This is a genomic window from Massilia litorea, assembly GCF_015101885.1.
Taxonomy (GTDB): Bacteria; Pseudomonadota; Gammaproteobacteria; order Burkholderiales; family Burkholderiaceae_D; genus Telluria; species Telluria litorea.
In genome coordinates, this window is record NZ_CP062941.1 from 1,925,481 (window position 1) to 1,949,240 (window position 23,760).

Annotated in this window: 25 protein-coding genes; 15 read left to right on the top strand and 10 right to left on the bottom strand. The window is 65.2% G+C overall.

All coding sequences use genetic code 11. The annotated features are described in order from the left end of the window. Nucleotides 1-20: 20 nt before the first annotated feature. On the bottom strand, nucleotides 21-1,352 hold the full coding sequence (locus LPB04_RS08580; RefSeq protein WP_193688274.1) for an aspartate aminotransferase family protein: 1,332 nt from the start codon (nucleotides 1,350-1,352) through the stop codon (nucleotides 21-23). Nucleotides 1,353-1,466: 114 nt separating this feature from the next. Here LPB04_RS08580 and LPB04_RS08585 point away from each other — a divergent pair, with 114 nt between their 5' ends. After that, on the top strand, nucleotides 1,467-2,021 hold the full coding sequence (locus LPB04_RS08585; RefSeq protein WP_193688275.1) for a carboxymuconolactone decarboxylase family protein: 555 nt from the start codon (nucleotides 1,467-1,469) through the stop codon (nucleotides 2,019-2,021). A 15-nt stretch (nucleotides 2,022-2,036) separates the two neighbouring features. Here LPB04_RS08585 and LPB04_RS08590 read toward each other — a convergent pair whose 3' ends face one another. The 4 genes from LPB04_RS08590 to yjgA are packed head-to-tail and all read right to left on the bottom strand — an operon-like array spanning nucleotide 2,037 to nucleotide 4,168. After that, nucleotides 2,037-2,237, bottom strand: a complete 201-nt coding sequence (locus LPB04_RS08590) for a hypothetical protein (protein ID WP_193688276.1) — start codon at nucleotides 2,235-2,237, stop codon at nucleotides 2,037-2,039. Nucleotides 2,238-2,287: 50 nt separating this feature from the next. Next, nucleotides 2,288-2,956, bottom strand: coding sequence for an alpha/beta hydrolase (locus LPB04_RS08595; RefSeq protein ID WP_193688277.1), 669 nt, complete (start codon nucleotides 2,954-2,956; stop codon nucleotides 2,288-2,290). Continuing rightward, nucleotides 2,953-3,588: a molybdopterin adenylyltransferase gene (gene mog / locus LPB04_RS08600; protein WP_193688278.1), complete on the bottom strand. Its 636-nt coding sequence runs from the start codon at nucleotides 3,586-3,588 to the stop codon at nucleotides 2,953-2,955. The genes LPB04_RS08595 and mog overlap by 4 nt, the downstream gene beginning before the upstream one ends. After that, nucleotides 3,569-4,168 carry a ribosome biogenesis factor YjgA gene (gene yjgA / locus LPB04_RS08605; protein WP_193688279.1) on the bottom strand — a complete coding sequence of 200 codons (600 nt, stop codon included), beginning with the start codon at nucleotides 4,166-4,168 and terminating at the stop codon, nucleotides 3,569-3,571. The genes mog and yjgA overlap by 20 nt, the downstream gene beginning before the upstream one ends. 95 nt (nucleotides 4,169-4,263) lie before the next feature. Between yjgA and pmbA the strand changes: the two genes are divergently transcribed. Further along, nucleotides 4,264-5,616 carry a metalloprotease PmbA gene (gene pmbA, locus LPB04_RS08610; RefSeq protein ID WP_193688280.1) on the top strand — a complete coding sequence of 451 codons (1,353 nt, stop codon included), beginning with the start codon at nucleotides 4,264-4,266 and terminating at the stop codon, nucleotides 5,614-5,616. 17 nt (nucleotides 5,617-5,633) lie between these two features. After that, on the top strand, nucleotides 5,634-5,873 hold the full coding sequence (locus tag LPB04_RS08615) for a hypothetical protein (RefSeq protein ID WP_193688281.1): 240 nt from the start codon (nucleotides 5,634-5,636) through the stop codon (nucleotides 5,871-5,873). Nucleotides 5,874-5,883: 10 nt separating this feature from the next. On the opposite strand, the gene LPB04_RS08620 is transcribed toward LPB04_RS08615, so the two are convergent. From LPB04_RS08620 to paaX, 5 genes are all read right to left on the bottom strand, one after another. Beyond that, nucleotides 5,884-7,608 (bottom strand): response regulator, encoded by a 1,725-nt coding sequence (locus LPB04_RS08620; RefSeq protein WP_193688282.1) that lies wholly within the window; start codon nucleotides 7,606-7,608, stop codon nucleotides 5,884-5,886. Further along, entirely contained in the window at nucleotides 7,595-9,112 is a 1,518-nt protein-coding gene (locus LPB04_RS08625; protein WP_193688283.1) for an ATPase domain-containing protein, read from the bottom strand. The genes LPB04_RS08620 and LPB04_RS08625 overlap by 14 nt, the downstream gene beginning before the upstream one ends. Before the next feature lie 155 nt (nucleotides 9,113-9,267). Next, nucleotides 9,268-9,501, bottom strand: a complete 234-nt coding sequence (locus tag LPB04_RS08630) for a hypothetical protein (RefSeq protein ID WP_193688284.1) — start codon at nucleotides 9,499-9,501, stop codon at nucleotides 9,268-9,270. A 57-nt stretch (nucleotides 9,502-9,558) separates the two neighbouring features. After that, nucleotides 9,559-10,692: a M14 family metallopeptidase gene (locus LPB04_RS08635; protein ID WP_193688285.1), complete on the bottom strand. Its 1,134-nt coding sequence runs from the start codon at nucleotides 10,690-10,692 to the stop codon at nucleotides 9,559-9,561. Nucleotides 10,693-10,845: 153 nt separating this feature from the next. Next, nucleotides 10,846-11,784, bottom strand: coding sequence for a phenylacetic acid degradation operon negative regulatory protein PaaX (paaX, locus tag LPB04_RS08640; protein WP_193688286.1), 939 nt, complete (start codon nucleotides 11,782-11,784; stop codon nucleotides 10,846-10,848). A 106-nt stretch (nucleotides 11,785-11,890) separates the two neighbouring features. Between paaX and paaA the strand changes: the two genes are divergently transcribed. From paaA to paaZ, 12 genes are all read left to right on the top strand, one after another. Next, nucleotides 11,891-12,880, top strand: a complete 990-nt coding sequence (gene paaA / locus LPB04_RS08645; protein ID WP_193688287.1) for a 1,2-phenylacetyl-CoA epoxidase subunit PaaA — start codon at nucleotides 11,891-11,893, stop codon at nucleotides 12,878-12,880. Between the two features lie 107 nt (nucleotides 12,881-12,987). Beyond that, nucleotides 12,988-13,272 carry a 1,2-phenylacetyl-CoA epoxidase subunit PaaB gene (gene paaB / locus LPB04_RS08650; RefSeq protein ID WP_020651929.1) on the top strand — a complete coding sequence of 95 codons (285 nt, stop codon included), beginning with the start codon at nucleotides 12,988-12,990 and terminating at the stop codon, nucleotides 13,270-13,272. Nucleotides 13,273-13,280: 8 nt separating this feature from the next. Then, on the top strand, nucleotides 13,281-14,033 hold the full coding sequence (paaC, locus tag LPB04_RS08655; protein ID WP_193688288.1) for a 1,2-phenylacetyl-CoA epoxidase subunit PaaC: 753 nt from the start codon (nucleotides 13,281-13,283) through the stop codon (nucleotides 14,031-14,033). Then, complete coding sequence (paaD, locus tag LPB04_RS08660; protein WP_193688289.1) at nucleotides 14,033-14,551, top strand: 1,2-phenylacetyl-CoA epoxidase subunit PaaD; 519 nt, start codon at nucleotides 14,033-14,035, stop codon at nucleotides 14,549-14,551. Before paaC ends, paaD begins: the two co-directional genes overlap by 1 nt. A gap of 7 nt (nucleotides 14,552-14,558) precedes the next feature. Next, on the top strand, nucleotides 14,559-15,635 hold the full coding sequence (gene paaE / locus LPB04_RS08665) for a 1,2-phenylacetyl-CoA epoxidase subunit PaaE (RefSeq protein ID WP_193688290.1): 1,077 nt from the start codon (nucleotides 14,559-14,561) through the stop codon (nucleotides 15,633-15,635). Nucleotides 15,636-15,657: 22 nt separating this feature from the next. After that, on the top strand, nucleotides 15,658-16,449 hold the full coding sequence (gene paaG, locus LPB04_RS08670) for a 2-(1,2-epoxy-1,2-dihydrophenyl)acetyl-CoA isomerase PaaG (protein WP_193688291.1): 792 nt from the start codon (nucleotides 15,658-15,660) through the stop codon (nucleotides 16,447-16,449). A gap of 2 nt (nucleotides 16,450-16,451) precedes the next feature. Beyond that, nucleotides 16,452-18,014: a 3-hydroxyacyl-CoA dehydrogenase PaaH gene (gene paaH, locus LPB04_RS08675; RefSeq protein WP_193688292.1), complete on the top strand. Its 1,563-nt coding sequence runs from the start codon at nucleotides 16,452-16,454 to the stop codon at nucleotides 18,012-18,014. Further along, the gene (gene paaI / locus LPB04_RS08680) at nucleotides 18,007-18,450 is read left to right on the top strand and encodes a hydroxyphenylacetyl-CoA thioesterase PaaI (RefSeq protein WP_193688293.1); all 444 of its coding nucleotides are present in this window, start codon (nucleotides 18,007-18,009) and stop codon (nucleotides 18,448-18,450) included. The genes paaH and paaI overlap by 8 nt, the downstream gene beginning before the upstream one ends. Nucleotides 18,451-18,473: 23 nt before the next feature. After that, entirely contained in the window at nucleotides 18,474-19,790 is a 1,317-nt protein-coding gene (paaK, locus tag LPB04_RS08685) for a phenylacetate--CoA ligase PaaK (protein WP_193688294.1), read from the top strand. A 19-nt stretch (nucleotides 19,791-19,809) separates the two neighbouring features. Further along, nucleotides 19,810-21,015, top strand: a complete 1,206-nt coding sequence (pcaF, locus tag LPB04_RS08690) for a 3-oxoadipyl-CoA thiolase (protein ID WP_193688295.1) — start codon at nucleotides 19,810-19,812, stop codon at nucleotides 21,013-21,015. Nucleotides 21,016-21,017: 2 nt separating this feature from the next. After that, nucleotides 21,018-21,617, top strand: coding sequence for a phenylacetic acid degradation protein PaaY (locus tag LPB04_RS08695; protein WP_193688296.1), 600 nt, complete (start codon nucleotides 21,018-21,020; stop codon nucleotides 21,615-21,617). Nucleotides 21,618-21,689: 72 nt separating this feature from the next. Next, entirely contained in the window at nucleotides 21,690-23,744 is a 2,055-nt protein-coding gene (gene paaZ / locus LPB04_RS08700; protein ID WP_193688297.1) for a phenylacetic acid degradation bifunctional protein PaaZ, read from the top strand. Nucleotides 23,745-23,760 lie beyond the last annotated feature (16 nt).

The window sequence follows — 23,760 nt, forward strand, 5'->3', positions numbered from 1 at the left end:
CATCGTGCCCACCCATCCGGTCATTTCACCAGCGCCGCGTCGACCGCTTCGGCCAGCCGCGCCACGATCTCCGACAACTCCGACGCACTCACGATGAACGGCGGCGCCAATAAAATGTGGTCGCCGCGCTGGCCATCGATCGTCCCGCCCATCGGATACACCATCAGCCCGCGCGCCATCGCCTCTGCCTTGATCGCCGCATGGAGTTTGCGCTCCGGCGCGAACGGCTCCTTGGTCGCCCGGTCCCGCACCAGTTCGATCCCGAGGAACAGCCCGCGCCCGCGGATGTCTCCCACGTGTTCGTGCTTCCCGAAGACGTCGCCCAGCATGCGTTTCAGGGTGGCGCCGCGCCGCTGCACCTGCTGCTGCAGGCCGTCGCGCTCGATCACCTGCTGTACGGCCAGCGCGGCCGCTGCCGCCACCGGATGGCCGATGTAGGTGTGGCCATGTAAAAAACTGCCGCTGCCCTGGCGCAGGCGCTCGACGATCGCGCCCTGGGCCAGCACCGCGCCGATCGGCTGGTAGCCGCCGCCCAGCCCCTTCGCCACCGTGATGATGTCAGGCGCCACGCCATCCTGTTCAATTGCGAACAGGGTGCCGGTGCGGCCCATCCCGCACATGACTTCGTCGGCGATGAACAGGATGCCGTGGCGGTCGCAGATCTCGCGCACGCCCTTGAAGTAGCCGGGCGTGGGCGGAATCGCGCCGCCGGTGGCGCCCACCACCGGTTCCGCGACAAAGCCGATCACCTTGTCCGGCCCGGCCTTGATGATGGCCGTCTCGAGTTCGTCGAGCAGAGCGGCCGTGTACTCGTCGACGCTCTGGTTGTCGCGGCGGTCGCGGTATTCGTAGCAGGGAGCCACGCGCGGCACCTCCATCAGCAGCGGCGCGAAGGGCTTGCGGCGCCACTCGTTGCCGCCGACCGCGAGCGCGCCCAGCGTGTTGCCGTGATAGCTCTGGCGCCGTGCGATGAAGAGCGAGCGTCCCTCTTCGCCGCCTTCGACGAAATACTGGCGCGCCAGCTTCAGCGCCGTCTCCATCGCCTCCGAGCCGCCCGAGACCAGGTAGACCGCCCCGATCCCGGCGGGCGCGCGCGCTACCAGCGTGTCGGCCAGCTCTTCGGCCACCTCGGTCGTGAAGAAGGCGGTGTGCGCGTAGGCGCAGCGGTCGATCTGGCGGTGCATCGCGGCGATCACGTCCGGGTGGCCATGCCCGAGCGAAGACACGGCCGCGCCGCCGCTGGCGTCGAGGTAGGCGTTTCCGGCGCTGTCGTAGACGGTGACACCCGAGGCGCCGACGGCAAACGGCGGCGTCTGGCGCAGGCTGCGGTGGATGATATGAGTCATGAGCACTCCCTCCGGCAAAAAGTTGACGGTTGACAATAAGCTTGCCGGGGCCGGATTCCTTTGATCTTTGCCGTAAGCTGTGCGAATATTTTCTGTAAAGACACTTCCGTGACGCCCACCATGACCGACCGCCTCCGTCCGATCCCACCCAGCGAGATGACCGAAGCCCAGCGCCGGGCTGCCCAGGCCGTCATCGAAGGGCCGCGCGGCGCCCTGTACGGGCCGTTTGTCCCGCTGCTGCGCAGTCCCGAGCTGCTGGAAAACGCGCAGCGCATGGGAGAGTACCTGCGCTACCGCAGCGCGATCGGGATCAGGTTATCGGAACTGGCGATCCTCGTCACCGCGCGCCAGTGGAACCAGGGCGTGGAGTGGGCGATTCACGCGCCGATCGCGGCGCAGGTCGGCGTGCCGCCTGAAGTGATCAATGCGATCGCGCGGCGCGAGCGGCCGGCAAGCATGCTGGTGGACGAATCGGTGGTGCATGACTTCTGCATCGAGCTGCACCAGACCAAGGAAGTATCGGACCGGACCTATGCCGATGCGGTGGCGCTGTTCGGCGAGCAGGGCGTGGTTGATTTGATGGGATTGAACGGCTATTACACGTTTCTGGCGATGGTCATGAACACGGCGCGCACCGAGATTCCCGTGTCGAGCGCGCCGCCGCTACCGAAGTAGCAGCGGCGCCGGGCATCAGGCCAACGCTTCCTTCGCCGCTTCTTCCGGGCTCAGGCCGTCATAAAACAGGTCCGTGAACCACTCGACCTGCTCCTCGATATGGTCCTGCGCTTCCTTCTGCGTGGCGCCGCCGGCGACCAGGTGTTTTTCGACTTCGATGCACCAGTTAATCAGTGCCATCGTTTCTTCGTCGAGCTGCTCTTCCTTCTTGGCCATGATGGGCTCCAATGTAAAACGGGAGCCGCAGCTCCCGTGGTTGAGGCTTCTTAAGCCAATACCTTCTTCAGCCAGGCCGAGATGTCCTGCACTTCCTCGAAGCAGAGCGAATGCTGCATCGGGTAGTCGTGCCACTCGATCGTATAACCGAGTTCCTTGAGGATGTCGCGCGACTGCTCGGCGCGGATGAAGGGCACCACGTGGTCCTGGCGGCCGTGCGCCATGAAGACCGGGGTGTCGATGCTTTCTTCGGTGCGCTCGTGGACGACCTTTTCGTTGAGCGGCAGGTAGCCCGACAGGCACAGCATGCCGGCCAGCTTTTCCGGGTGGCGCAGGCCGGTCTGCAGCGTCATCGCGCAGCCTTGCGAGAAGCCGGCCAGGATGATGCGCGAGGCCGGGATGCCGCGTGCCTTTTCGCGGGCGATCAGGGCCTCGACGTCGCGCTGCGAGTCGCGCAGGCCGGTTTCGTCTTCGCGGCGCGTCAGTTCGGCGCCGGTGATGTCGTACCAGGCGCGCATGATGTAGCCGCCGTTGATCGTCACCGGAATCGTCTTCGCATGCGGGAAGACGAAGCGGATGCCGCCCAGGCCTTTCAGGTCGAGCTCGCGCACCAGCGGCACGAAGTCGTTGCCGTCGGCGCCCAGGCCGTGCAGCCAGATGATCGCGGCCGTCGGGTTGGGCGCGGTTTCGATTTCGATGTTTTGCAGCAGATCGCTCATGCGTTGTCCTGGGTAGTGGCGGCGGGGCGCTGGGCCGTCTTTGGGCGCCATGCCTTGCTGACCGCCGGATTGGTTTCCATGTAGGGGCCGCCGATCAGGTCGATGCAGTAGGGGACGGCCGCGAAGATGCCGCCGGCGACGACATTCCCGTCGGCGTCTTTCAAGCCCTCCAGCGTTTCCTTGATCGCCTTCGGCTGGCCCGGCAAGTTCATGATCAGGGCCGCGTGGTCTTCCAGCTCGCGGATCACGGCGACCTGGCGCGACAGGATGGCGGTCGGCACGAAGCGCAGGCTGATCTGGCGCATCTGCTCGCCGAAACCCGGCATTTCCTTGGTGCCGACGGCGAGCGTGGCCTCGGGCGTGACGTCGCGCCGCGCCGGGCCGGTGCCGCCGGTGGTCAGCACCAGGTGGCAGCCGGTCACGTCGACCAGTTCGACCAGGGTCTTCTCGATCTGCGTGCGCTCGTCGGGAATCAGGCGCGGCTCGATGCGGTAGGGCGTCGTGATGGCCGAAGCGATCCAGTCCTGCAGCGCAGGAATGCCCTGGTCCTCGTACACGCCGCCGCTGGCGCGGTCCGAGACCGACACCAGGCCGATCACCAGCGGCACATCCTTACTCGTCTGCGGACTCATCGTCGTCGGATTCGCTTTCGTCGTCGGTCGGGGCGGCCTTCTTCTTGCTCAGGTCCTTCAGGATCTGGAACAGTTCGCGGTAGGCCTTCGGCGGCTTGTTCTCGGCCTGCTCCTTGCGCGCATTGCGGATCAGGGTGCGCAGGTGCTGCACGTCGAGTTCCGGATGCTCTTCCAGCAGCGTGGTGAGTGCCTTGTCGTCGGTCAGCAGCTTCTCGCGGCGGCGCTCGAGCGCGTGCAGCGCGGCCGTCTCGGCCTTCGAGGCGCCTTTCCAGCTGTCGATGGTGCGCTGGATGACGGCCACTTCCTCTTCGGTGAGCGTGCGCATCTTCTTGCCGACGAACTGCAGCTGGCGACGGCGGCCTTCGTGGTTCGTGATGGTCTGGCACATCAGGATGGCGTCCTTGACGTCTTCCGGCATCGGCACGCGCTTGACGCGGTCGCGCGGCTCGGCAACGAGCTGCGCGCCGAGTTTCTGCAACTCGTCCATCTGACGCTTGAGTTCAGATTTGGAAGGGCGTTCGTATTCTTGCTCGAACTCGTTGGACTGGAAGCCCACCGAGCCGCGGTTTGGATTTGGCATGGTATCGAATGATCCGATTGGCACGGAGCCGATCAGTAAAAACAGTAAACGGCTGCTATGATAACTGTTTTAGGGCTCGCGACGAAAAACACGATATGAACGACTCCGTTTTTACCCACACCCAGGACCAGCTGAAAGCGCTGGCGCAGAGCGTGCTCGCTTTCGCCAAAGAGCAGGGCGCGACCGATGCCTCGGTCGAGATCAGCGAGGGTAGCGGACTGTCGGTGTCGGTGCGTCGCGGCCAGATCGAAACCATTGAGCAGAACAAGGACAAGGGCATCGGCGTGACGGTGTATGCCGGCCAGCGCCGCGGCAACGCCAGCACCTCCGATTTTTCGGAGACCTCGTTGCGCGCCACGGTGGAGGCGGCCTGGAACATCGCCCGCTTCACGGCCGAAGACGATGCCGCCGGCCTGCCCGACGCCGACATGCTGGAGATGAACCCGCGCGACCTGCGCCTGTGCTACCCATGGCAGATCAGCACCGAGGAAGCCGTGGAACTGGCCCAGCGCTGCGAGAACGCCGCCTTCGAGGTCGACCGCCGCATCACCAACAGCGAAGGCGCCAGCGTCTACGTGCAGCAATCGCACTTCGTGGCCGCCAACACGCGCGGCTTCATGGGCGGCTATCCGTTCTCGCGCCACACGATGTCGGTCGCGCCGATCGCCGGCAAGGGTAATAAAATGCAGCGCGACGACTGGTACACCTCGGCGCGCGACCCGAAAAAGCTGGCCAAGCCGGAAGCGGTCGGCCGCTACGCCGCCGAACGCGCGCTGGCACGCCTGAACGCAAGAAAACTCGACACCCGCAGCTGCCCGGTGCTGTTCGAGGCGCCGCTGGCCGCCGGCCTGGTCGGCGCCTTTGTCCAGGCCGTTTCCGGCGGCTCGCTCTACCGCAAGTCGAGCTTCCTCCTCGATACCCTGGGCAAGCAGGTCTTCCCGAGCCACATCCAGATCATGGAAGACCCGCACGTGATCGGCGAAGTCGGTTCTTCGCCTTTTGACGAGGAAGGCGTGCGCACCGTGCGCCGCAAGGTCATCGACAGCGGCGTGCTGCAGGGGTACTTCCTGTCCTCGTATTCGGCCCGCAAGCTCGGCATGAAAACCACCGGCAATGCCGGCGGCGCGCACAATCTCACCATCACCTCGGACGAGACCAGGCTGGCCGACGATTTCGAAGGCATGCTGCGCAAGATGGGCACCGGCCTGCTCGTGACGGAACTGATGGGGCAGGGCGTGAACTACGTCACCGGCGACTATTCGCGCGGCGCCTCGGGCTACTGGGTCGAGAATGGCGTCATCCAGTATCCGGTCGAGGAAATCACGATCGCCGGCAATATGCGCGAGATGTTCCAGCAGATCGTCGGCGTCGGCAACGACGTGCTGTCGCGCGGGAATAAATCGACGGGCTCGATCCTGATCGAGAAGATGGTCGTCGCAGGTAATTGATTTATATAGGGAATAGCATGAGCCGATTCGTTCGTATCGACAAGGAAAACAACCCGAAGAAGGCGGTGCTGCTGAACCTCGACCTGGTGGCATCGGTCGAGCTCTCCCCCCAGTCCGACCTGCTCAGTTCAGCCGATGAAAAGCGGGTGTATGCCAGCTGCCTGGCGCACGACAAGACGGTGATCGCGACCGTGCACTTCGACACGGTCGAAGATGCGCATGCCTGGGTGGAGAAGCACCTGGGCGTGCAGCTCTGAGGCTGGGTCCTCAGCCCGCCGTTGCCTCGTCTCCCAGCTTGTGCAGCGCCTTCTCCACGGCCGTGGCCAGCTCCGCCAGCTGGAACGGCTTGCGTAGCAGCATATCGTTTCCGATCACCTGTTCGATCGCCTTCATGTCGGCATAACCGGTGGCGATGATCATCGGCACGCCCGGCAATTCGGCGCGGGCGCGCTGCACCAGTTCCGCCCCCGTCATCCCCGGCATCAGGTAGTCTGTAATGATCAGGTCGGGCCGCGCCCGCAGCAGTTCGCGCAAGCCGGCCTCGCCGTCGGCCGCCTGGGCCACCCTGTGGCCGAGCGCCTCGAGCGATTCGACCATCGACTCGCGCACGAAATCGTCGTCCTCGACCACCAGGATACGCGCCCCCGGACGCGGCGTGGCGGTGGCTGCGCGTTCCGGCAGGGCTGGCGCGCCTGCGCCGCTGGAGGCCACCGGCAGCCAGATCTCGACCGTCGTGCCGACCCCCTGTTCGCTCAGGATGCGCGCCGCGCCGCCCGATTGCTGGGCCATGCCGTAGACCTGGGACAGGCCCAGGCCCGTGCCCTTGCCGACGCCCTTGGTGGTGAAGAAGGGCTCGAATACGCGCGCAGCGACTTCAGGCGGCATGCCTTCGCCGCTATCGGTGACCGCGATGCGTACGTACTCGCCGGGCGGCAGCAAGCCCTCCGGCGGCGTGGCCGGGCCGGCGCTGAAGCGCAACTCTCCGCCGCCATCCATGGCGTCGCGCGCATTGATGGCCAGGTTCAGCAGCGCCATCTCCATCTGGTTGGTGTCGGCCATCACGCTGGCGCCGGGCGCCTCGACCTCGAACCGGAGGCGGATGCTGGAGCCGAGCGAGGTGGCGACCAGCTCGCGCACGCCTTCGAACAGGGTATGGACGTCGAGCGGGCGCAAATCCAGGCTCTGGTTGCGCGAGAAGGCGAGCAGCTGGCTGGTGAGTTTGCCGCCGCGCTGGCAGGCGCGGCGCGCCACTTCGGCGCGCTGCTTCGCCACTTCGTCCTTCGACATCAGCAGGATCAGGTCCATGCTGCCCTGGACCACGTTGAGCAGGTTATTGAAATCGTGCGCGATGCCGCCGGTGAGGCGGCCCACTGCTTCCATCTTCTGGAACTGGACCATGGCCTGCTGCACCCGCTCGCGCTCGATCACTTCGTTCATCAGGCGGTCGTTGGCCTGGGCCAGCGCGCGGGTGCGCTCCTCGATGCGCGCTTCGAGGGTTTCGTTCAGGTGCACCAGCGCTTCCTGGCTCTGGCGCAGGCTCTCGGCGGTGCGCTCGCGGTCGAGCAGCACGTCGCGCGCCTGGTACTGGCGGCGGCGTGCGCGCAGCACCGAGGTCGCGGCGCTGCGCAGCGTCTGCGCGTTCAGCGGGCGCTCGAGCAGGATCACGTTGCCCAGTTCGCCGAGACGGGCGCGGGCGCCGTCGGCCGGCACGCCGATGATGCGGGTCAGGAGCACGACGAAGGGGAAGTCGGACCAGTGTTCCTGGCGCTCGAGCCAGGCGAGCAGGGGAGCACTGTCTTCGCCCTGCAGCGCTTCCTCGGCGACGATGGCGGCGCCGGCGCCGGCCGCGATGTCGGCCATGAAACGGTCGAAGCTGTCGACGATCTCGCACACGAAGCCGTCGCGCGACAGTACCGAGCACATGACCTCGGCGTCGCGCCCGCGCGGCGCGAAGATCAGGATGCGCTCTTCGCGCGGGTCAGTCTTTTGCATGCGCAGTCGGCACCATCATCGGCGTCGACCCGTGATAGCTCGGCAAACCGGTGAGGACGCCTTCGAAGCCTTCGAGCGGCTCGCCGACGCGCACCCCGTCGCTGCCGAGCTGCAGCTCGTGGATGGTCAGCGCGTGGCTCGTGGTACGGCTCTTGATGACGGTGATGGCGCGGCGCAGGCGGCCGTTCGATTCGAAGAAGCGCAGCAGCACCGTGGTATCGGCCAGGTAGCTCAGGTCGACGTCGCTGTGCACTTCGCCGATCAGGCCGTGCTGGCCCAGCACCAGCACCGTCGTCACGCCCTGCTGGTTCAGGTAGGAGAGCAGTTCGTGCATCTGCAGCGTCAGGTACTGCTCGCCCGGCATCGCCTGCAGGTAGGCGTTCAGGCTGTCGATGGCGATGAAGCTCACGCCATGCTGCTCGACCGCATCGCGCAGCATCTGCGCGAACTGGCCCGGCGACAGCTCGGCCGGATCGATGTGGTGGATGCGCAGCTGGCCATTGTCGACGAAGGGCCGCAAGTCCATGCCGAGGGCCACGCAGCGGGCGAAGAAGGTGCCGAGGCCCTCGTCGAACAGGTAGAACGAGGCCGTTTCGCCGCGCTCGAGCGCCGACAACAGGCAGCGTGCCGACAGCGTGGTCTTGCCGATGCCGGAAGGGCCGACGATCAGGGTGTTCGTGCCGCGCACCATGCCGCCACCGAGCAGCTTGTCGAAACCGGACGACCCGGTCGAGCGGATCGCTGGCATGAAGTCGAGCATGTGCTCGGCCGCGACCAGGCGCGGATACATCGTGATGCCGCCGGTGTCGAGCGTGTAGTCGTGGAAGCCGCCACGGAAGCGGATGCCGCGCATCTTGATGATGTTGACGCGGCGCCGTTCCTTGCCGTATTCCTTGGCGATCTGCTCGAGGCTGATGACGCCGTGCGCAATGCTGTGCAGGTGCTGGTCGGGCTGGCTGGTTTTGTCGTCGAGCAGCAGCACGGTGCAGGCACGGGTGGTGAAGAACTGCTTCAGGGCCAGGATCTGGCGCCGGTAGCGCAGGGGGTTCTGCGCCAGCAGGCGCATCTCCGACAGGCTGTCGAAGACCACGCGCACCGGTTTCACGTGGTCGACCTCGGCCATCACGTTGCGCGTGGTTTCGCCCAGTTCGACCTCGGAAGGATGGAAGATCGACTGCTGGGCATCGATGTCGAGGGCCGTGTCGCTGGCCAGTTCGAACAGGGACAGGGCGTCGATCGACCAGCCATGGCTGGCGGCGACGGCTTTCAGTTCGTCGGTGGTTTCGGACAGGGTGATGTACAGGCCGTGTTCGCCGCGCGCTTCGCCGTCGAGCAGGAATTGCAGGCCGAGCGTGGTCTTGCCGGCGCCGGGCGAACCTTCCACCAGGTAGACGCGCTGCGGGGTCAGGCCGCCGCCGAGGATGTCGTCGAGGCCGGCGATGCCGGTCGAAATGCGCGGGGGAGGAGAGGGGTCTGCGGTGCGCAGCGAGGATGCGGAATTCATGAAGACGGCCTATCGAATGACCGGGGCGACTGCTGACTGCCGGCAGACGCCGTCGCAAGCCCGAGCGGGTGTGGGTGCACTGCCGTCCGATCCGGCATTGCTGATGCCGCGATTATAGAACGATTTGCTGCCGCGCCAAGCCCCGCACGTGCTCGTCAGGTGTTCTCGATACGGCTCAGGCGCTGGCCGTAAATACCCCAGGTGACGTCGACGCCGTCGACCTGGCCGCGCAGGACCCAGCCGGTGCCGAATTTCTCGACGGTGATCTCGGTTTCAAGCTCCCTGGCGACTTTTTCGGCCCACATGCGGGCCGCGCCCTGGCCTTTAAAAAGCTCCTGGCCGTTGTAGGTGACGGTGGCGTCGAAGACGGAGGCGGCGAAGATGGTCATGGTGCGTGGTTCTCTCTAAAGTGAAAAACGCCCCGGCTGGCGGGGCGTCGAAGCTTGTTACTTGATCGCGCGGACCGACTGCAGCACCGGCTGCAGCACCGCCGCACCCAAACGGGCGCTGCGGGCGCCGTCCCAGCCCACTTGCGGGTCCGGGTCGTTGGCGTTGTCCTTGAACGGCAGTTCGAGGGTCAGGGACAGGCAGCCGAAGGCGTGTGTGACGTGGGGCGAACCCATGGTCAGCGTCTCTTCGGTATACGGCGATTCGCCGTAGCCGTGCACGTCCTGGAAGTCGGGGCTGGCGATTTTGAAGTCGTCGCTGAAGCGTTTTTGCGCCGCGGCCTGCTCGGGCGTGAAATTCGGGAGCGACTCGCTGCCGGCCACGAACACATACGGCAGGCCTTCGTCGCCGTGCACGTCGAGGCAGAGGTCGACGCCGGTTTCGTGCATCTTCTGCTTGACCAGGAAGACTTCCGGGCTGCGTTCCATGCTCGGGTTCAGCCACTCGCGGTTCAGGTTGGCGCCGGCGGCGTTCGTGCGCAGGTTGCCGCGCACCGAGCCGTCCGGGTTCATGTTCGGGACCACATAGAACACCGTCTCGTTCAACAGCTGCCGTCCGAACGGATGCGCCGGATCCAGTAAGGCGTCGAGCATGCCTTCGACGAACCATTCGGCCATCGTTTCGCCCGGGTGCTGGCGTGCGATGACCCAGACTTTCTTTTTGCCTTCCGCGGGTTCGCCGATGACGAGCATGTTCAGGTCGCGGCCGTCGACGGTCGAGCCGAGATCGAGCATGCGCACGTGTTCGCTCATCTGCGCGCGGTCGAGCAGTTCCAGGTGGCGTTCCCACGAATAGGGTTCGAAGTAGGCGTAGTAGACGCTGTCCATGCCCGGCGTGTGCGCGATCGTCATGACCTGGCCGTCGTAGGAAGTCGGCACGCGGAACCAGTTGATGCGGTCGTAGCTGGCCATCGCGTTGTAGTCTTCCCAGCCGGCCGGATACGCGGCCTGGCCGGCGTTGAGCAGGCGGATGGTGCAGGCTTGTCCTCCCGCGCCCTGGAGGCGGAAGTAGAACCACTGGGTGATGTCGGCGTGCGAATCCTTGCGGATGTTCAGATCGATGGCGTTCGCGCTCGTGGCGTTCACGATCTCGATGGCGCCAGCGTCGAACTGGCTGCTGATCTTGATAGACATGGTGTGTCCTGTAGATGGAAAGCGTAAAGCCGAGATCATACTCGGTTTCGGGTTGATGCTCATATGATAAAACCCCGTGGAGTCGGGACTCCACCCTACGTACGGCCGCTGATCGTAGGGTGGGCTCTCGAGCCCACGCGGTCCACCCGTTGGTCAGCCGCGCAATCCGCCAAAGCGCTGAAAAAACGCGTCATCCGCCGCCGGCGCTGCCTCATCCTCGCGCCGCAATACGGCATCGATATGCAGCTCCGCCTGCGCGTACACCAGCAAATACACGGCCCGCGCCACCTGGTAGGCATCCGACCCCGGCCACGGATCGGGCAGCAACTCGATCGGCAGCATCGGATCGTGCAGCTGCAAGCGCCGGTATGCGTGAATCAGCAGCGAGCGGATCGCAAACGCACTCGCGGGCGCCACGGGCGAGTCCTCGCGCAACAGGGCGAGCAGCGGCGTGAACTGCGCAATGAAATCGCGATAGCCCTGCGCCACGGCGGTAAGATCCCAGCCTTCCTTGACGAGTTCCCGCAGCGGCCGCGACCCGGTACCGGGCAGCTCGCCCGCGCTCAGCACGAATACCCGGTCCGCCGCGCCGGTGCGCTGCAGCGCATCGGCTAGCCCTTCGGAGTCGGCGCCCGGATGCGCCAGCACGCCCGGCCCCAGCATGGCGAACCCTTCCCACTCGAGTTCCTTGCGCACCGCCGCGCGCAGGTCGCCGTCGATGCTGCCGGGTTTTCCGGTCTGGGCCAGCACCAGTGTCCAGCGTCCGTCCCAGTGCAGGCCGGGCGGGGCGTAGATGCGGCGGTCGGCGCGCTGGAAACGCGCCAGCGATTTCGCCTCGAAGGTATAACGGCTGCGCCGCCCCTCGCGGCTCGCATTCAGCCAGCCCTCCTGTACCAGCCGGAATACGCTGGTGCGCACCAGGCGGTCGGTCACGCCCAGCGGGGCCAGCAACTCGATCAGGCTGCCCAGCCAGACCGCGCCGCCGTGCGGGGCGATGGCGTCGCCCATCACCGTCATGACGAGCGATTTTGAACGCAAGGTTTCAGCCGAAAGCGCGGCGGCGATCCACTCCATGCTGCTTATTTGTTTCATGCAATTCCGTTGTTGGGTGCTGCTCGATATGATTCAAAATTTTGGTGTACATCTCGTTTTCTGTATCGTATTATTGTTGGACGATGTTTGCAACCGGAGACTGACCATGTACGCACAGATGGTGGAAACGGGCCTCAAAAAGGTCCAGACGAACGAGGACATGAGTGCCGAAGAGCAGGCCTTCCAGGCCCGCATCGACGCAGGCGTGAAGATCGAAGCGAAGGACTGGATGCCCGATGCCTACCGTAAGACGCTGGTGCGCCAGATCTCCCAGCACGCGCACTCGGAAATCGTCGGTCAGCTGCCCGAGGGCAACTGGGTGACGCGCGCACCGACGCTGAAACGCAAATCCGTCCTGCTGGCGAAAATCCAGGACGAAGCCGGCCACGGCCTGTATTTATATAGTGCCGCCGAGACCCTGGGCGTGTCGCGCGACGAACTGCTGGCCGCGCTGCACTCGGGCAAAGCCAAGTATTCCAGCATTTTTAATTATCCGACCCTGAGCTGGGCCGACATGGGGGCGATCGGCTGGCTGGTCGACGGCTCGGCCATCATCAACCAGATCCCGCTCTGCCGCTGCTCGTACGGTCCGTATGCGCGCGCCATGATCCGCGTCTGCAAGGAAGAGTCCTTCCACGCGCGCCAGGGCTACGACATCATGATGAGCCTCGCCAAGGGAACGCCGGAACAGAAGGCGATGGCGCAGGATGCGCTGAACCGCTGGTGGTGGCCGTCGCTGATGATGTTCGGCCCGTCGGACGCCGAGTCGGTCAACAGCGCGCAGTCGAGCAAATGGCGCATCAAGCTGTTTTCGAACGACGAGCTGCGCCAGCGCATGGTCGATCAAACCGTGCCGCAAGCCGAATACCTCGGCCTGACGATCCCCGACCCCGACCTGAAGTTCAACGAAGCGACGGGCCACTACGAATTCGGCGAGATCGACTGGAGCGAATTCCACAACGTCCTCAAGGGCAACGGCCCCTGCAACCGCGACCGCCTGCGCACGCGTGTGAAAGCCTGGGACGACGGCGAATGGTTCCGCGACGCGCTGGTCGCCCACGCCGACAAGCAAGCCGCCAGAAAGGCCGCAGCATAAATGTAGGGTGGGCACTCCGTGCCCACGCGGTACGCACGTATCGGCACTTCGCGGCCGTGAGGGATCGTCCGCGAACGTCCACAAACATCGAAACACCGGAGACAACCATGAGCAAAGAATGGCCCCTGTGGGAAGTATTCATCCGCAGCCAGCACGGCCTCGCCCACAAGCACGTCGGCAGCCTGCACGCCCCTGACGCCGAAATGGCGATCAACAACGCGCGCGACGTCTACACGCGTCGCAACGAAGGCGTCTCGATCTGGGTCGTGCGCGCCGCCGACATCGTCGCTTCCAGCCCCTCCGACAAGGAAGCCCTGTTCGAGCCGGCCAACAGCAAGGTCTACCGCCACCCGACCTTCTTCCCGATGCCGGAAGAAGTCAAGAACCTGTGAGCCTGGTCATGGATGCGAAGATCGAATACCTCCTGCGCCAGGGCGACAACGCCCTGATCCTCTCGCAACAGCTCAGCCAGCTGTGCGGCAAGGGCCCGGCGCTCGAAGAAGACATGGCGCTGACCAACGTCGCGCTCGACCTGCTGGGGCAGACCCGCATGTGGCTGACCTATGCCGGCGAGCTCGAAGGACGGGGACGCGACGAGGACAAGCTCGCCTTCCACCGCGACGCCGGCGAGTACCGCAACTGCCTGCTGGTCGAGCAGCCGAACGGCAGCTATGCCGACACGATGGTGCGCCAGTTCCTGTTCGATACCTGGCACTACTTCCTGATGCGCGGCCTGCTGCAGTCCAGCGATCCGCGCATCGCCGAGATCGCGGAGAAATCGTTCAAGGAAGTCACCTACCACCTGCGCCGCAGCGGCGACCTGGTGGTGCGCTTGGGCGACGGCACCGATGTCAGCCACAGGATGATGCAGGACGCGCTCGACGACCTCTGGATGTACAGCGGCGAATGTTTTATTTACGACGAGATCGACAACGCGATGGTGGAGCAGGGCATCGCCCCGAAAGCGGAAGACCTGCGCGCCGCCTTCCTCGACCACGTGAACGACATCCTGGTCGAAGCGACACTTGTCATGCCGTCGCCGGAGGCGTACATGCAGCGCGGCGGCAAGCAGGGCCGCCACACGGAACGCCTCGGGTTTATTTTGGCCGAGATGCAGTTCCTGCAGCGCGCCTACCCCGGAGCGGAGTGGTAATGAACGCGCAGGAAGTCACCACCAGCCAGGTCTGGTCCTGGCTCGGTGAAGTGCCGGACCCGGAGATCCCGGTGATCTCGGTGGTCGACCTCGGCATCGTGCGCGACGTCGCCTTCGACGGCGACGAGTGCGTGGTGACGATCACGCCGACCTATTCCGGCTGCCCGGCGATGCAGGTCATCAGCGAGCTTGTGAGCGAAGCGCTGCACGCGCACGGCCTGGAAAAGGTGAAACTGGTGAACCGGCTGTCTCCGGCCTGGACCACCGACTGGATGAGCGAGACCGGCAAGGCGGCCCTGAAGGGCTATGGCATCGCGCCGCCGGTGCAGCAGGCGATCGACATCAGCGGCCTGCGCGGCGGCGTGAAGCGCGGCGCGTTCAAGGAGCCCGAGATCACCTGCCCGAACTGCGGTTCGACGCATACGCAACTCACCAGCCAGTTCGGTTCGACCCCGTGCAAGGCGCTCTACAAATGCCTGGACTGCCGCGAACCCTTCGATTACTTCAAGTGTCACTGAGCCGAAAATGAGCAAATTCTATCCACTCACCGTGGCCAAGGTGAAGCACGAGACGCGCGACGCGGTCGCCGTCACCTTCGCCGTGCCGCCGGAACTGAAATCCACCTTCGCCTACCAGCAGGGCCAGCACCTGACCCTGCGCGCACAGATCTCCGGCGAAGACGTGCGCCGTTCCTACTCGATCTGCTCGGCCGTGCAGGACGAACAGCTGCGCGTGGCGATCAAGAAGACGCCCGGCGGCCTGTTCTCGAACTGGGCCAACGACAGCCTGCAGGCCGGCGCCACCCTCGAAGTCATGCCGCCGATGGGCCACTTCAACGTGCCGCTCGACCCGGACAGCGAGCGCCACTACCTCGCCTTTGCCGCCGGCAGCGGCATCACGCCCATCCTGTCGATCATCAAGACGACCTTGCTGGCCGAGCCGAAGAGCCGGTTTACGCTCGTCTACGGCAACCGCGCCTCCTCGTCGGTCATCTTCCGCGACGAACTGACGGACTTGAAGGACATCTACATGGGCCGCCTGAAACTGGTCTATGTGATGAGCCGCGAGCAGCAGGACATCGAACTCTTCAACGGCCGCATCACGGGCGAGAAGTGCAGCGCTTTCCTGCGCCACTGGATCGACGTGCAGGACATCGACGTCGCCTTCATCTGCGGCCCGGAAGACATGATGCACGGCGTCTCGAAATCGCTGCAGGACGCCGGCATGGCCAAGGAAAAGATCCGCATCGAGCTGTTCGCCGCGAGCATCCCGAAGCACGAGCACAAGCCGCGCCCGATCGTCGAAGGCGCACGCCACCAGACCGAAGTCACCGTGATCATGGACGGCAGCGCGGCGAGTTTTACCATGGACAAGGACAAGGAATCGATCCTCGATGCCGGCCTGCGCGCCGGCATCGACATGCGCTACTCCTGCAAGGGCGGCGTCTGCTCGACCTGCCGCTGCAAGGTCGTCGAGGGCAATGTCGAGATGGACGTGAACTACGCACTGGAAGACTACGAAGTCGCACGCGGGTTTGTCCTGTCCTGCCAGGCCTTCCCGATCACGGACACCGTCATCGTCGATTTCGACCAGCACGAATAACTATAAAACTGGAGGAGACACCATGAGCTACAAATCGATTCAATTCACGATTGAAGACGGCGTCGCCGTCCTGACCCTGAACCGCCCGGACCGCCTGAACAGCTTCACCCAGGCCATGCACCTCGAAGTACGCGACGCGCTCGACAAGCTGCAAGCGGATAAATCCGTGCGCGTGCTGGTGCTGACCGGCGCCGGCCGCGGTTTCTGCGCCGGCCAGGACCTCGGCGACCGCGCCGTCGCACCGGGTGCGCCGGGCGTGGACCTGGGCGAATCGGTCGAAAAGTTCTATGCGCCGCTGGTGCTGACGCTGCGCTCGCTCCCGATGCCGGTCATCTGCGCCGTCAACGGCGTGGCAGCCGGCGCCGGCGCCAATCTCGCATTGGCCTGCGACATCGTCCTCGCCGCGAAATCGGCCAGTTTCATCGAAGCCTTCTGCAAACTGGGCCTGATTCCGGACACCGGCGGCACCTGGCACCTGCCGCGCCTGATCGGCCATGCGCGCGCCACGGGTCTCGCCATGCTTGGCGAGAAGCTCAGCGCCGAGAAGGCCGAGCAATGGGGCCTGATCTGGCGCGCCGTCGATGACGATGCGCTGATGAGCGAGGCGATGGCAATGGCGAAGCACTTCGCCACGGCGCCAACCAAAGGGCTCGCCTTTACCAAGAAAGCGCTGCAGGCCAGCTACGCCAATACCCTGCCGGACCAGCTGAAACTGGAAGGCGAGATGATGCGCGAACTCGGCTACAGCCACGACTACCGCGAAGGCGTTGCCGCCTTCATCGCCAAGCGCCCGGCGCAGTTCAAGGGAGAGTAAGGATGACGCCACTGGCAAAGGGCAGCATCGTTGCCGTCATCGGCAGCGGCGCCATGGGTTCCGGCATCGCGCAAGTGGCAGCGGCCAGCGGCCACGAGGTACGCCTGTTCGACACGCGTCCTGAAGCCGCAAGCAAGGCCATCGCCGACATCGGCAAGGTCTACGCCAGGCTGGTCGAGAAGGGCCGTATGGGCGCCGCCGAAGCGGATCTCGCACGCGAACGCCTGCAGACGGTCGATGCGCTGAGCGGCGTAAAAGATGCCGCGTTGGTGGTGGAGGCCATCGTCGAAAACCTCGATGTCAAGCGCGCCCTGTTCGCCGAGCTGGAAGTCATCGTCGACGCGCGCTGCATCCTTGCGACCAATACGTCTTCGATCTCGGTCACCGCGATCGCGGCAGGACTGCGCCATCCCGGGCGCCTGGTCGGCATGCACTTCTTTAATCCCGTGCCGCTGATGGCGCTGGTCGAAGTGATCAGCGGCCTGGCGACTGATAAAGACGTTGCCGACACCGTCTACGCCACCGCGCAAGCCTGGGGCAAGGATCCGGTGCACGCGAAGTCGACGCCGGGCTTCATCGTCAACCGCGTCGCCCGTCCGTATTACGCCGAGGCGCTGCGCCTGCTGCAGGAAGGCACCGCCGATGCGCCGACGCTGGACGCCGTGATGCGCGACTGCGGCGGTTTCCGCATGGGTCCCTTCGAGCTGATGGACCTGATCGGCCACGACGTGAATTTCTCGGTCACGCAGTCGGTGCACGCGGCCTATTTCGGCGATCCGCGCTTTACGCCCTCGGTGCTGCAGCAGGAACTGGTGAACGCCGGTTTCCTCGGTCGGAAGTCAGGCCGCGGCTTCTATCGCTACGGTGACGATGCGATTCAACCCGTGGTGCAAACCGAGCCGCATGCGGTGCGCCCGCACACGGTCGGCATCAGCGTTGCGCGCGAAGTCACGAGCAGCGTCCTCTCTCCGATGGAAGCCCGCCTGACGCATGCCGGTTTTACGGTTGCCCACCGCGAGCCGCTGCAGGGCGCCGAAAAGCACGAAGCGCCGGCGTTTCATACCAACGGCGTCGCGATCTTCCTCACCGACGGCCGCAGCGCCACCGAGCGCGCCGCCGCCAACAACCACCCCAACACCGTGGTCTACGACCTGCTGTTCGACCATGCGAAAGCCACGCGCATCGCGCTGGCGCGCGCCGACCAGTGCAGCGAAGAAGCCTACCAGGCCGCTGTTGGCCTGTTCCAGGCGGCCGGCTTCCAGGTCACGCGCCTGGACGACGTGCCCGGCATGGCCGTGATGCGCACCGTCGCCATGCTCGCCAACGAGGCAGCCGACGCCGTGAACCAGGGCGTATGCAGCGCCATCGCAGTCGACATCGCGATGCAGAAGGGCGTGAACTATCCGCGCGGCCCGCTGGCCTGGGCCGACAGTGTCGGCATCGCCCACATCGTCACCGTGCTCGCGAATCTCGGCGCGAGCTATGGCGAAGACCGGTATCGGGTTTCGCCACTCCTGCGCCGCAAGCTCGCCGCCAACCCATTCGGAGCACGTTTCCATGCATAGCGTTCATGTCGATCCACAGGCACTGGCCGAACTGGCCGGCAAGACCATGTACGAACGCGATCCGGCGAGCCAGGCATTGGGGATGAAGCTCGACGAGATCCGTCCCGGCTATGCGCGCATGTCGATGCCGGTACGTGGCGACATGCTCAACGGTCATGCCACCTGCCACGGCGGTTTTATTTTCATGCTGGCCGACAGCGCTTTCGCCTTCGCCTGCAATTCGCACAATTTCAACACGGTCGGCGCAGGCTGCACGATCGACTACCTGGCTCCAGGGCGCGAAGGCGACCTGTTGATCGCCGAGGCGGTCGAGCAGGCGCTGGCCGGCAAAACCGGCGTCTACGACGTCACGGTGAAAAACGGAGAAGGGCGCACGGTCGCGCTCTTTCGCGGCAAGTCCCACCGCGTGAGCGGGATGGTGGCTGAAGTCGCATAGTCGAAGCTAGAGGAGACACGAACATGGTCCAACGCATTCCCTCGCCCGGCGAGCTGGAACCGATCGAACGCGCCAGCCGCGACGAACTGCAGGCCCTGCAGCTCGAACGCCTAAAGTGGTCATTGCAGCACGCCTACGACAACGTGGCGCATTACCGCAAGGCCTTCGACGAAGCGGGCGTGCATCCCGGCGATCTGAAGACCCTCGCCGACCTGGCGAAATTCCCCTTCACCGAAAAGAAGACCCTGCGCGACAACTACCCGTTCGGCCTGTTCGCAGTGCCGCGCGAGCAGGTGGTGCGGGTGCACGCCTCGTCCGGCACGACCGGGCGCCCGACGGTGGTCGGCTATACGAAGAAGGACATCGACACCTGGGCCGACGTCGTCGCACGCTCGATCCGCGCCGCAGGCGGCCGTCCGGGCGACATGGTGCACGTCGCCTACGGCTACGGCCTGTTCACCGGCGGACTCGGTGCCCACTACGGCGCCGAGCGCCTGGGCTGCACCGTGATTCCGATGTCGGGCGGGCAGACGGAGAAGCAGGTGCAGCTGATCTGCGATTTCCAGCCGTCGATCATCATGGTCACGCCGTCCTACATGCTCAACATCGTCGAGGAATTCAAGCGCCAGGGACTCGATCCGGCGCAGTCCTCTTTAAAGGTCGGGATTTTTGGCGCCGAGCCGTGGACCAACGAGATGCGCCGCACCATCGAAACCGAGGCCGGTATCGACGCGGTCGACATCTACGGCCTCTCGGAAGTGATGGGCCCCGGCGTGGCCAGCGAGTGCATCGAGAGCAAGGATGGGCCGGTGATCTGGGAAGACCATTTTTATCCCGAGATCATCGATCCGGACACGGGTGAGGTGCTGCCCGACGGCGAAGAAGGAGAGTTGGTATTCACCTCGCTCTCGAAGGAAGCGCTGCCCATCATCCGCTACCGCACCCGCGACCTGACGCGCCTGCTGCCGCCGACCTCGCGCTCGATGCGGCGCATGGGCAAGATCACGGGCCGCTCGGACGACATGCTGATCATCCGCGGCGTGAACGTGTTCCCGAGCCAGATCGAGGAACTGGTATTAAAGATGCCGGCGCTGGCGCCGCAATACCAGCTGGTCGTGGCGCGCGACGGCCACCTCGATACGCTGGAAGTGTTCGGCGAGCTGCGCGAAAACACGCACACCCCGGACAGCGTCGCCGCACTGGCGAAGGAACTGCAGCACTGCATCAAGACCTATGTTGGCGTGACGACCAAGGTGACGCTAACGCCTCCGATGGGCATCGAGCGCACGCTGACCGGTAAAGCCCGGCGTGTGGTCGACAAGCGCCCGAAGAATACATAAGAGATCAGAGGAGAGACACATGAACGACGCATTCATCTGCGACGCCATCCGCACCCCCTTCGGCCGCTACGGTGGCGCGCTCGCTTCGGTGCGCGCCGACGACCTGGCCGCATTGCCGATCGCCGCCCTCATGGAGCGCAACAAGGACGTCGACTGGGCCATGGTCGACGACCTGTACTGGGGCTGCGCCAACCAGGCCGGCGAAGACAACCGCAACGTCGGCCACATGGCCGGGTTGCTGGCCGGGCTGCCGCCTGAAGTACCGGGCAATACGATCAACCGCCTGTGCGGCTCGAGCCTGGATGCGGTCGGCCTGGCCGGGCGCGCGATCATCTCGGGTCAGGCGCAACTCATCATCGCCGGCGGCTCCGAGAGCATGACGCGCGCGCCCTTCGTGATGGGCAAGGCAGAGACGGCCTTCTCGCGCGCCGCGAAGATTGAAGACACGACCATCGGCTGGCGTTTCGTGAACCCGCTGATGAAAGCGAAATACGGCATCGACTCGATGCCGGAGACGGCCGAAAACGTGGCGAAGGATTTCAACGTGAACCGCGCCGACCAGGACGCGTTCGCGATCCGCAGCCAGCAGCGCTGGGCGCGTGCGCATGCCGCCGGCCTGTTCAAGGACGAGATCGCGCACGTCACCCTGCACAGCAAGAAGGGCGAGTCGCGCGTGTTCGATACCGACGAGCATCCGCGTCCCGACACCACCATCGAAGCGCTGGCGAAACTGAAGGGCGTGGTGACGCCGGACGGCACCGTCACCGCCGGTAACGCCTCGGGCGTGAACGATGGCGCCTGCGCCTTGCTGATCGCCTCCGGTAGCGCCGCCGAACGCTTCGGCCTGACGCCGCGCGCCCGCATCGTCGGCATGGCGACCGCCGGCCTGCCGCCGCGGATCATGGGTTTCGGGCCGTCGCCGGCGACAAAAAAGGTGCTGGCGCAGACGGGACTGACGATTGGCCAGATGGATGTCGTCGAACTCAATGAGGCCTTTGCGGCACAGGGCCTGGCCGTGATGCGCGACCTCGGTCTGCCCGACGACGCCGAACACGTGAACCCGAATGGCGGCGCGATCGCGCTGGGCCACCCGCTGGGCGCGTCCGGCGCACGCCTGGTCACCACCGCCGTCTACCAGTTGCAGCGCACCGGCGGGCGCTACGCGCTGTGCACGATGTGCATCGGCGTCGGCCAGGGCATCGCCCTCATCATCGAACGGGTATAACAATGGTCAAGGTTTATGAAATCGACGGCGTGCGCCCGGTGGTGCACCCGACCAGCTATGTGCATCCGACGGCGGTGCTGATCGGCGACGTGATCGTCGGCCCGCGCTGCTACATCGGCCCGCTGGCTTCCCTGCGCGGCGACTTCGGCCGCCTGATCCTGGAAGAGGGCGCCAACGTGCAGGACTGCTGCGTGATGCACGGCTTCGAGGATGGCGAGACGGTCATTGAAGTCGACGGCCACATCGGCCACGGCGCCGTCCTGCACGGCTGCCGCGTGGGGCGTAACGCCATGGTCGGCATGAACGCCGTCGTGATGGACGGCGCCGTCGTCGGCGAAGAATCGATCGTCGCCGCGATGAGTTTTGTAAAAGCCGGCATGATCATCCCGCCGCGCAGCATGGTGATGGGCACCCCCGCCAAGGTGATGCGTGCGCTGAAAGACGAAGACATCAAGTGGAAGAGTTTCGGTACGAAGCAGTACCACCAGCTCACCGAACGTTCCCTTGCCACGATGCGCGAAGTCGAAGCCTATACCGAGATCGAACCAAATCGCCCGGCCTTCGACTTCAGTGCCAACGGCGGCCACACCCCTAAAGCGTAGGGTGGGCATTCATGCCCACGCGGTAGGGCATTCGCACACCACCTGCCTACATAAATCCTGAGGAGACAATACATGGCTAACGCAAGCACCCTGCAAAGCTGGATCGCCGGCCGCTGGATCGGCCAGGAGGCCGCGGCGCCCCTGCACAGCGCCCTCGACGGCCAGCTGGTCTACCACACCCACGCCGAAAAAATCGACTTCGACGAAGCCGTCACCTACGCCCGCAAGACGGGCGTCCCCGGCCTGATGAAGCTCGACTTCCAGACCCGCGCCCAGCGCCTCAAAGCCCTGGCCATGTACCTGATGGAGCGGAAAGAAGAACTCTACGAGATCTCGCACCTCACGGGCGCCACGCGCCAGGACAGCTGGGTCGACGTCGAAGGCGGCATCGGCACCCTGTTCGCCTACGCCAGCATGGGTTCGCGCGAGCTGCCGTCCTCGAACGTGCTGCACGAAGGCCCGGCCATCGCCCTGGGCAAGCGCGGCGGCTTCGCCGGCACCCACATCCTGGTGCCGAAAGGCGGCCTGGCCGTCCATATCAACGCGTTTAATTTTCCGATCTGGGGCCTGCTCGAAAAATTCGCGCCGAGTTTTCTCGCCGCCATGCCCTGCATCGGCAAGCCCGCGACGGCGACCAGCTACCTGACGCATGCCGTCGTCAAAATGATGCAGGAATCCGGCCTGCTGCCCGAGGGTTCGCTGCAGCTCGTGATCGGCTCGACCGGTGATTTGCTGGACCGCCTGACCGGCTTCGATGCCGTCACGTTCACGGGGTCGGCCGACACCGCCGCCAAGCTGCGCGCCAACCCCAACCTGATCCGCGAGTCGGTGCCGTTCACGGCCGAAGCGGACTCGCTGAACGCGGCCATCCTGGCGCCGGACGTCACACCCGACGACCCGGAGTTCGACCTGTTCGTCAAGGAAGTCGCGCGCGAGATGACCGGTAAAGCCGGCCAGAAGTGCACGGCGATCCGCCGCATCATCGTCCCCGAGCAGCATGTCGATGCGCTGGGCGAGCGCCTGCGCGATCGGCTCTCGAAGGTCGTCGTCGGCAATCCGAAGATGGAAGGCGTGCGCATGGGCGCGCTGGCCTCGATGGACCAGCACCGCGATGTGTCGGAGCGCGTCGAGATGCTCGCGCGCGGCAACGAGATCATCTTCGGCGCCCACCACGGTTTCAATCCGGTAGGTGAGAATGCGGCCAAGGGTGCCTTCATTTCTCCGACCCTGCTCCTGTGCCGCAACGCGTCCGTCAACACGGCCGTGCACGACATCGAAGCCTTCGGCCCGGTCAGCACCATGATGACCTACCGCGACATCGACGAAGGCCTGCACCTGGCCGCATTGGGCCGCGGAAGCCTGGTCACGACGCTGGCGACCAAGGACCCGCTGATCGCCGCTCATGCGGTGCCGATCGCCGCGGCCTCGCACGGCCGCGTGCACATCCTGGACCGCGAATCCGCCGTCGACTCCACCGGCCACGGCTCGCCGCTGCCGCAGCTGAAACACGGCGGCCCGGGACGCGCCGGCGGCGGAGAGGAGCTGGGCGGGATCCGCGCCGTAAAACACTTCCTGCAGCGCGCGGCGGTGCAGGGTTCGCCGACGATGCTGACCGCCGTCACAGGAGAGTATGTGCGCGGCGGCGCGGTCAAGGAAACGGAGATCCACCCGTTCCGCCGTCACTTCGAGGAGCTGGAAATCGGCCACTCGCTGCTGACGCACCGCCGTACCGTGAGCGAAGCGGACATCGTCAACTTCGGCGGCGTCTCGGGCGACTATTTTTATATGCACTTCGACGAGATCGCGGCCAGGGACACGCAGTTCGGCAAGCGCATCGCCCACGGTTATTTCGTGCTGTCGGCGGCGGCCGGCCTGTTCGTCTCGCCGGCGCCGGGTCCGGTGCTGGCCAACTACGGCCTGGATAACCTGCGCTTCGTGGCGCCGGTGGCGATCGGCGACACCATCCGCGCAAGGCTCACTTGCAAGCGCAAGGTCGACCGCAACCGCACGGATGAACAGGGTCGCGGCCAGGGCGTGGTTGCCTGGGACGTGCAGGTGACTAACCAGAACGACGAACTGGTGGCAAGTTACGATATCCTGACGTTGGTACAAAAACGCGCGAGCTGACTCTTCCCGGTCGATC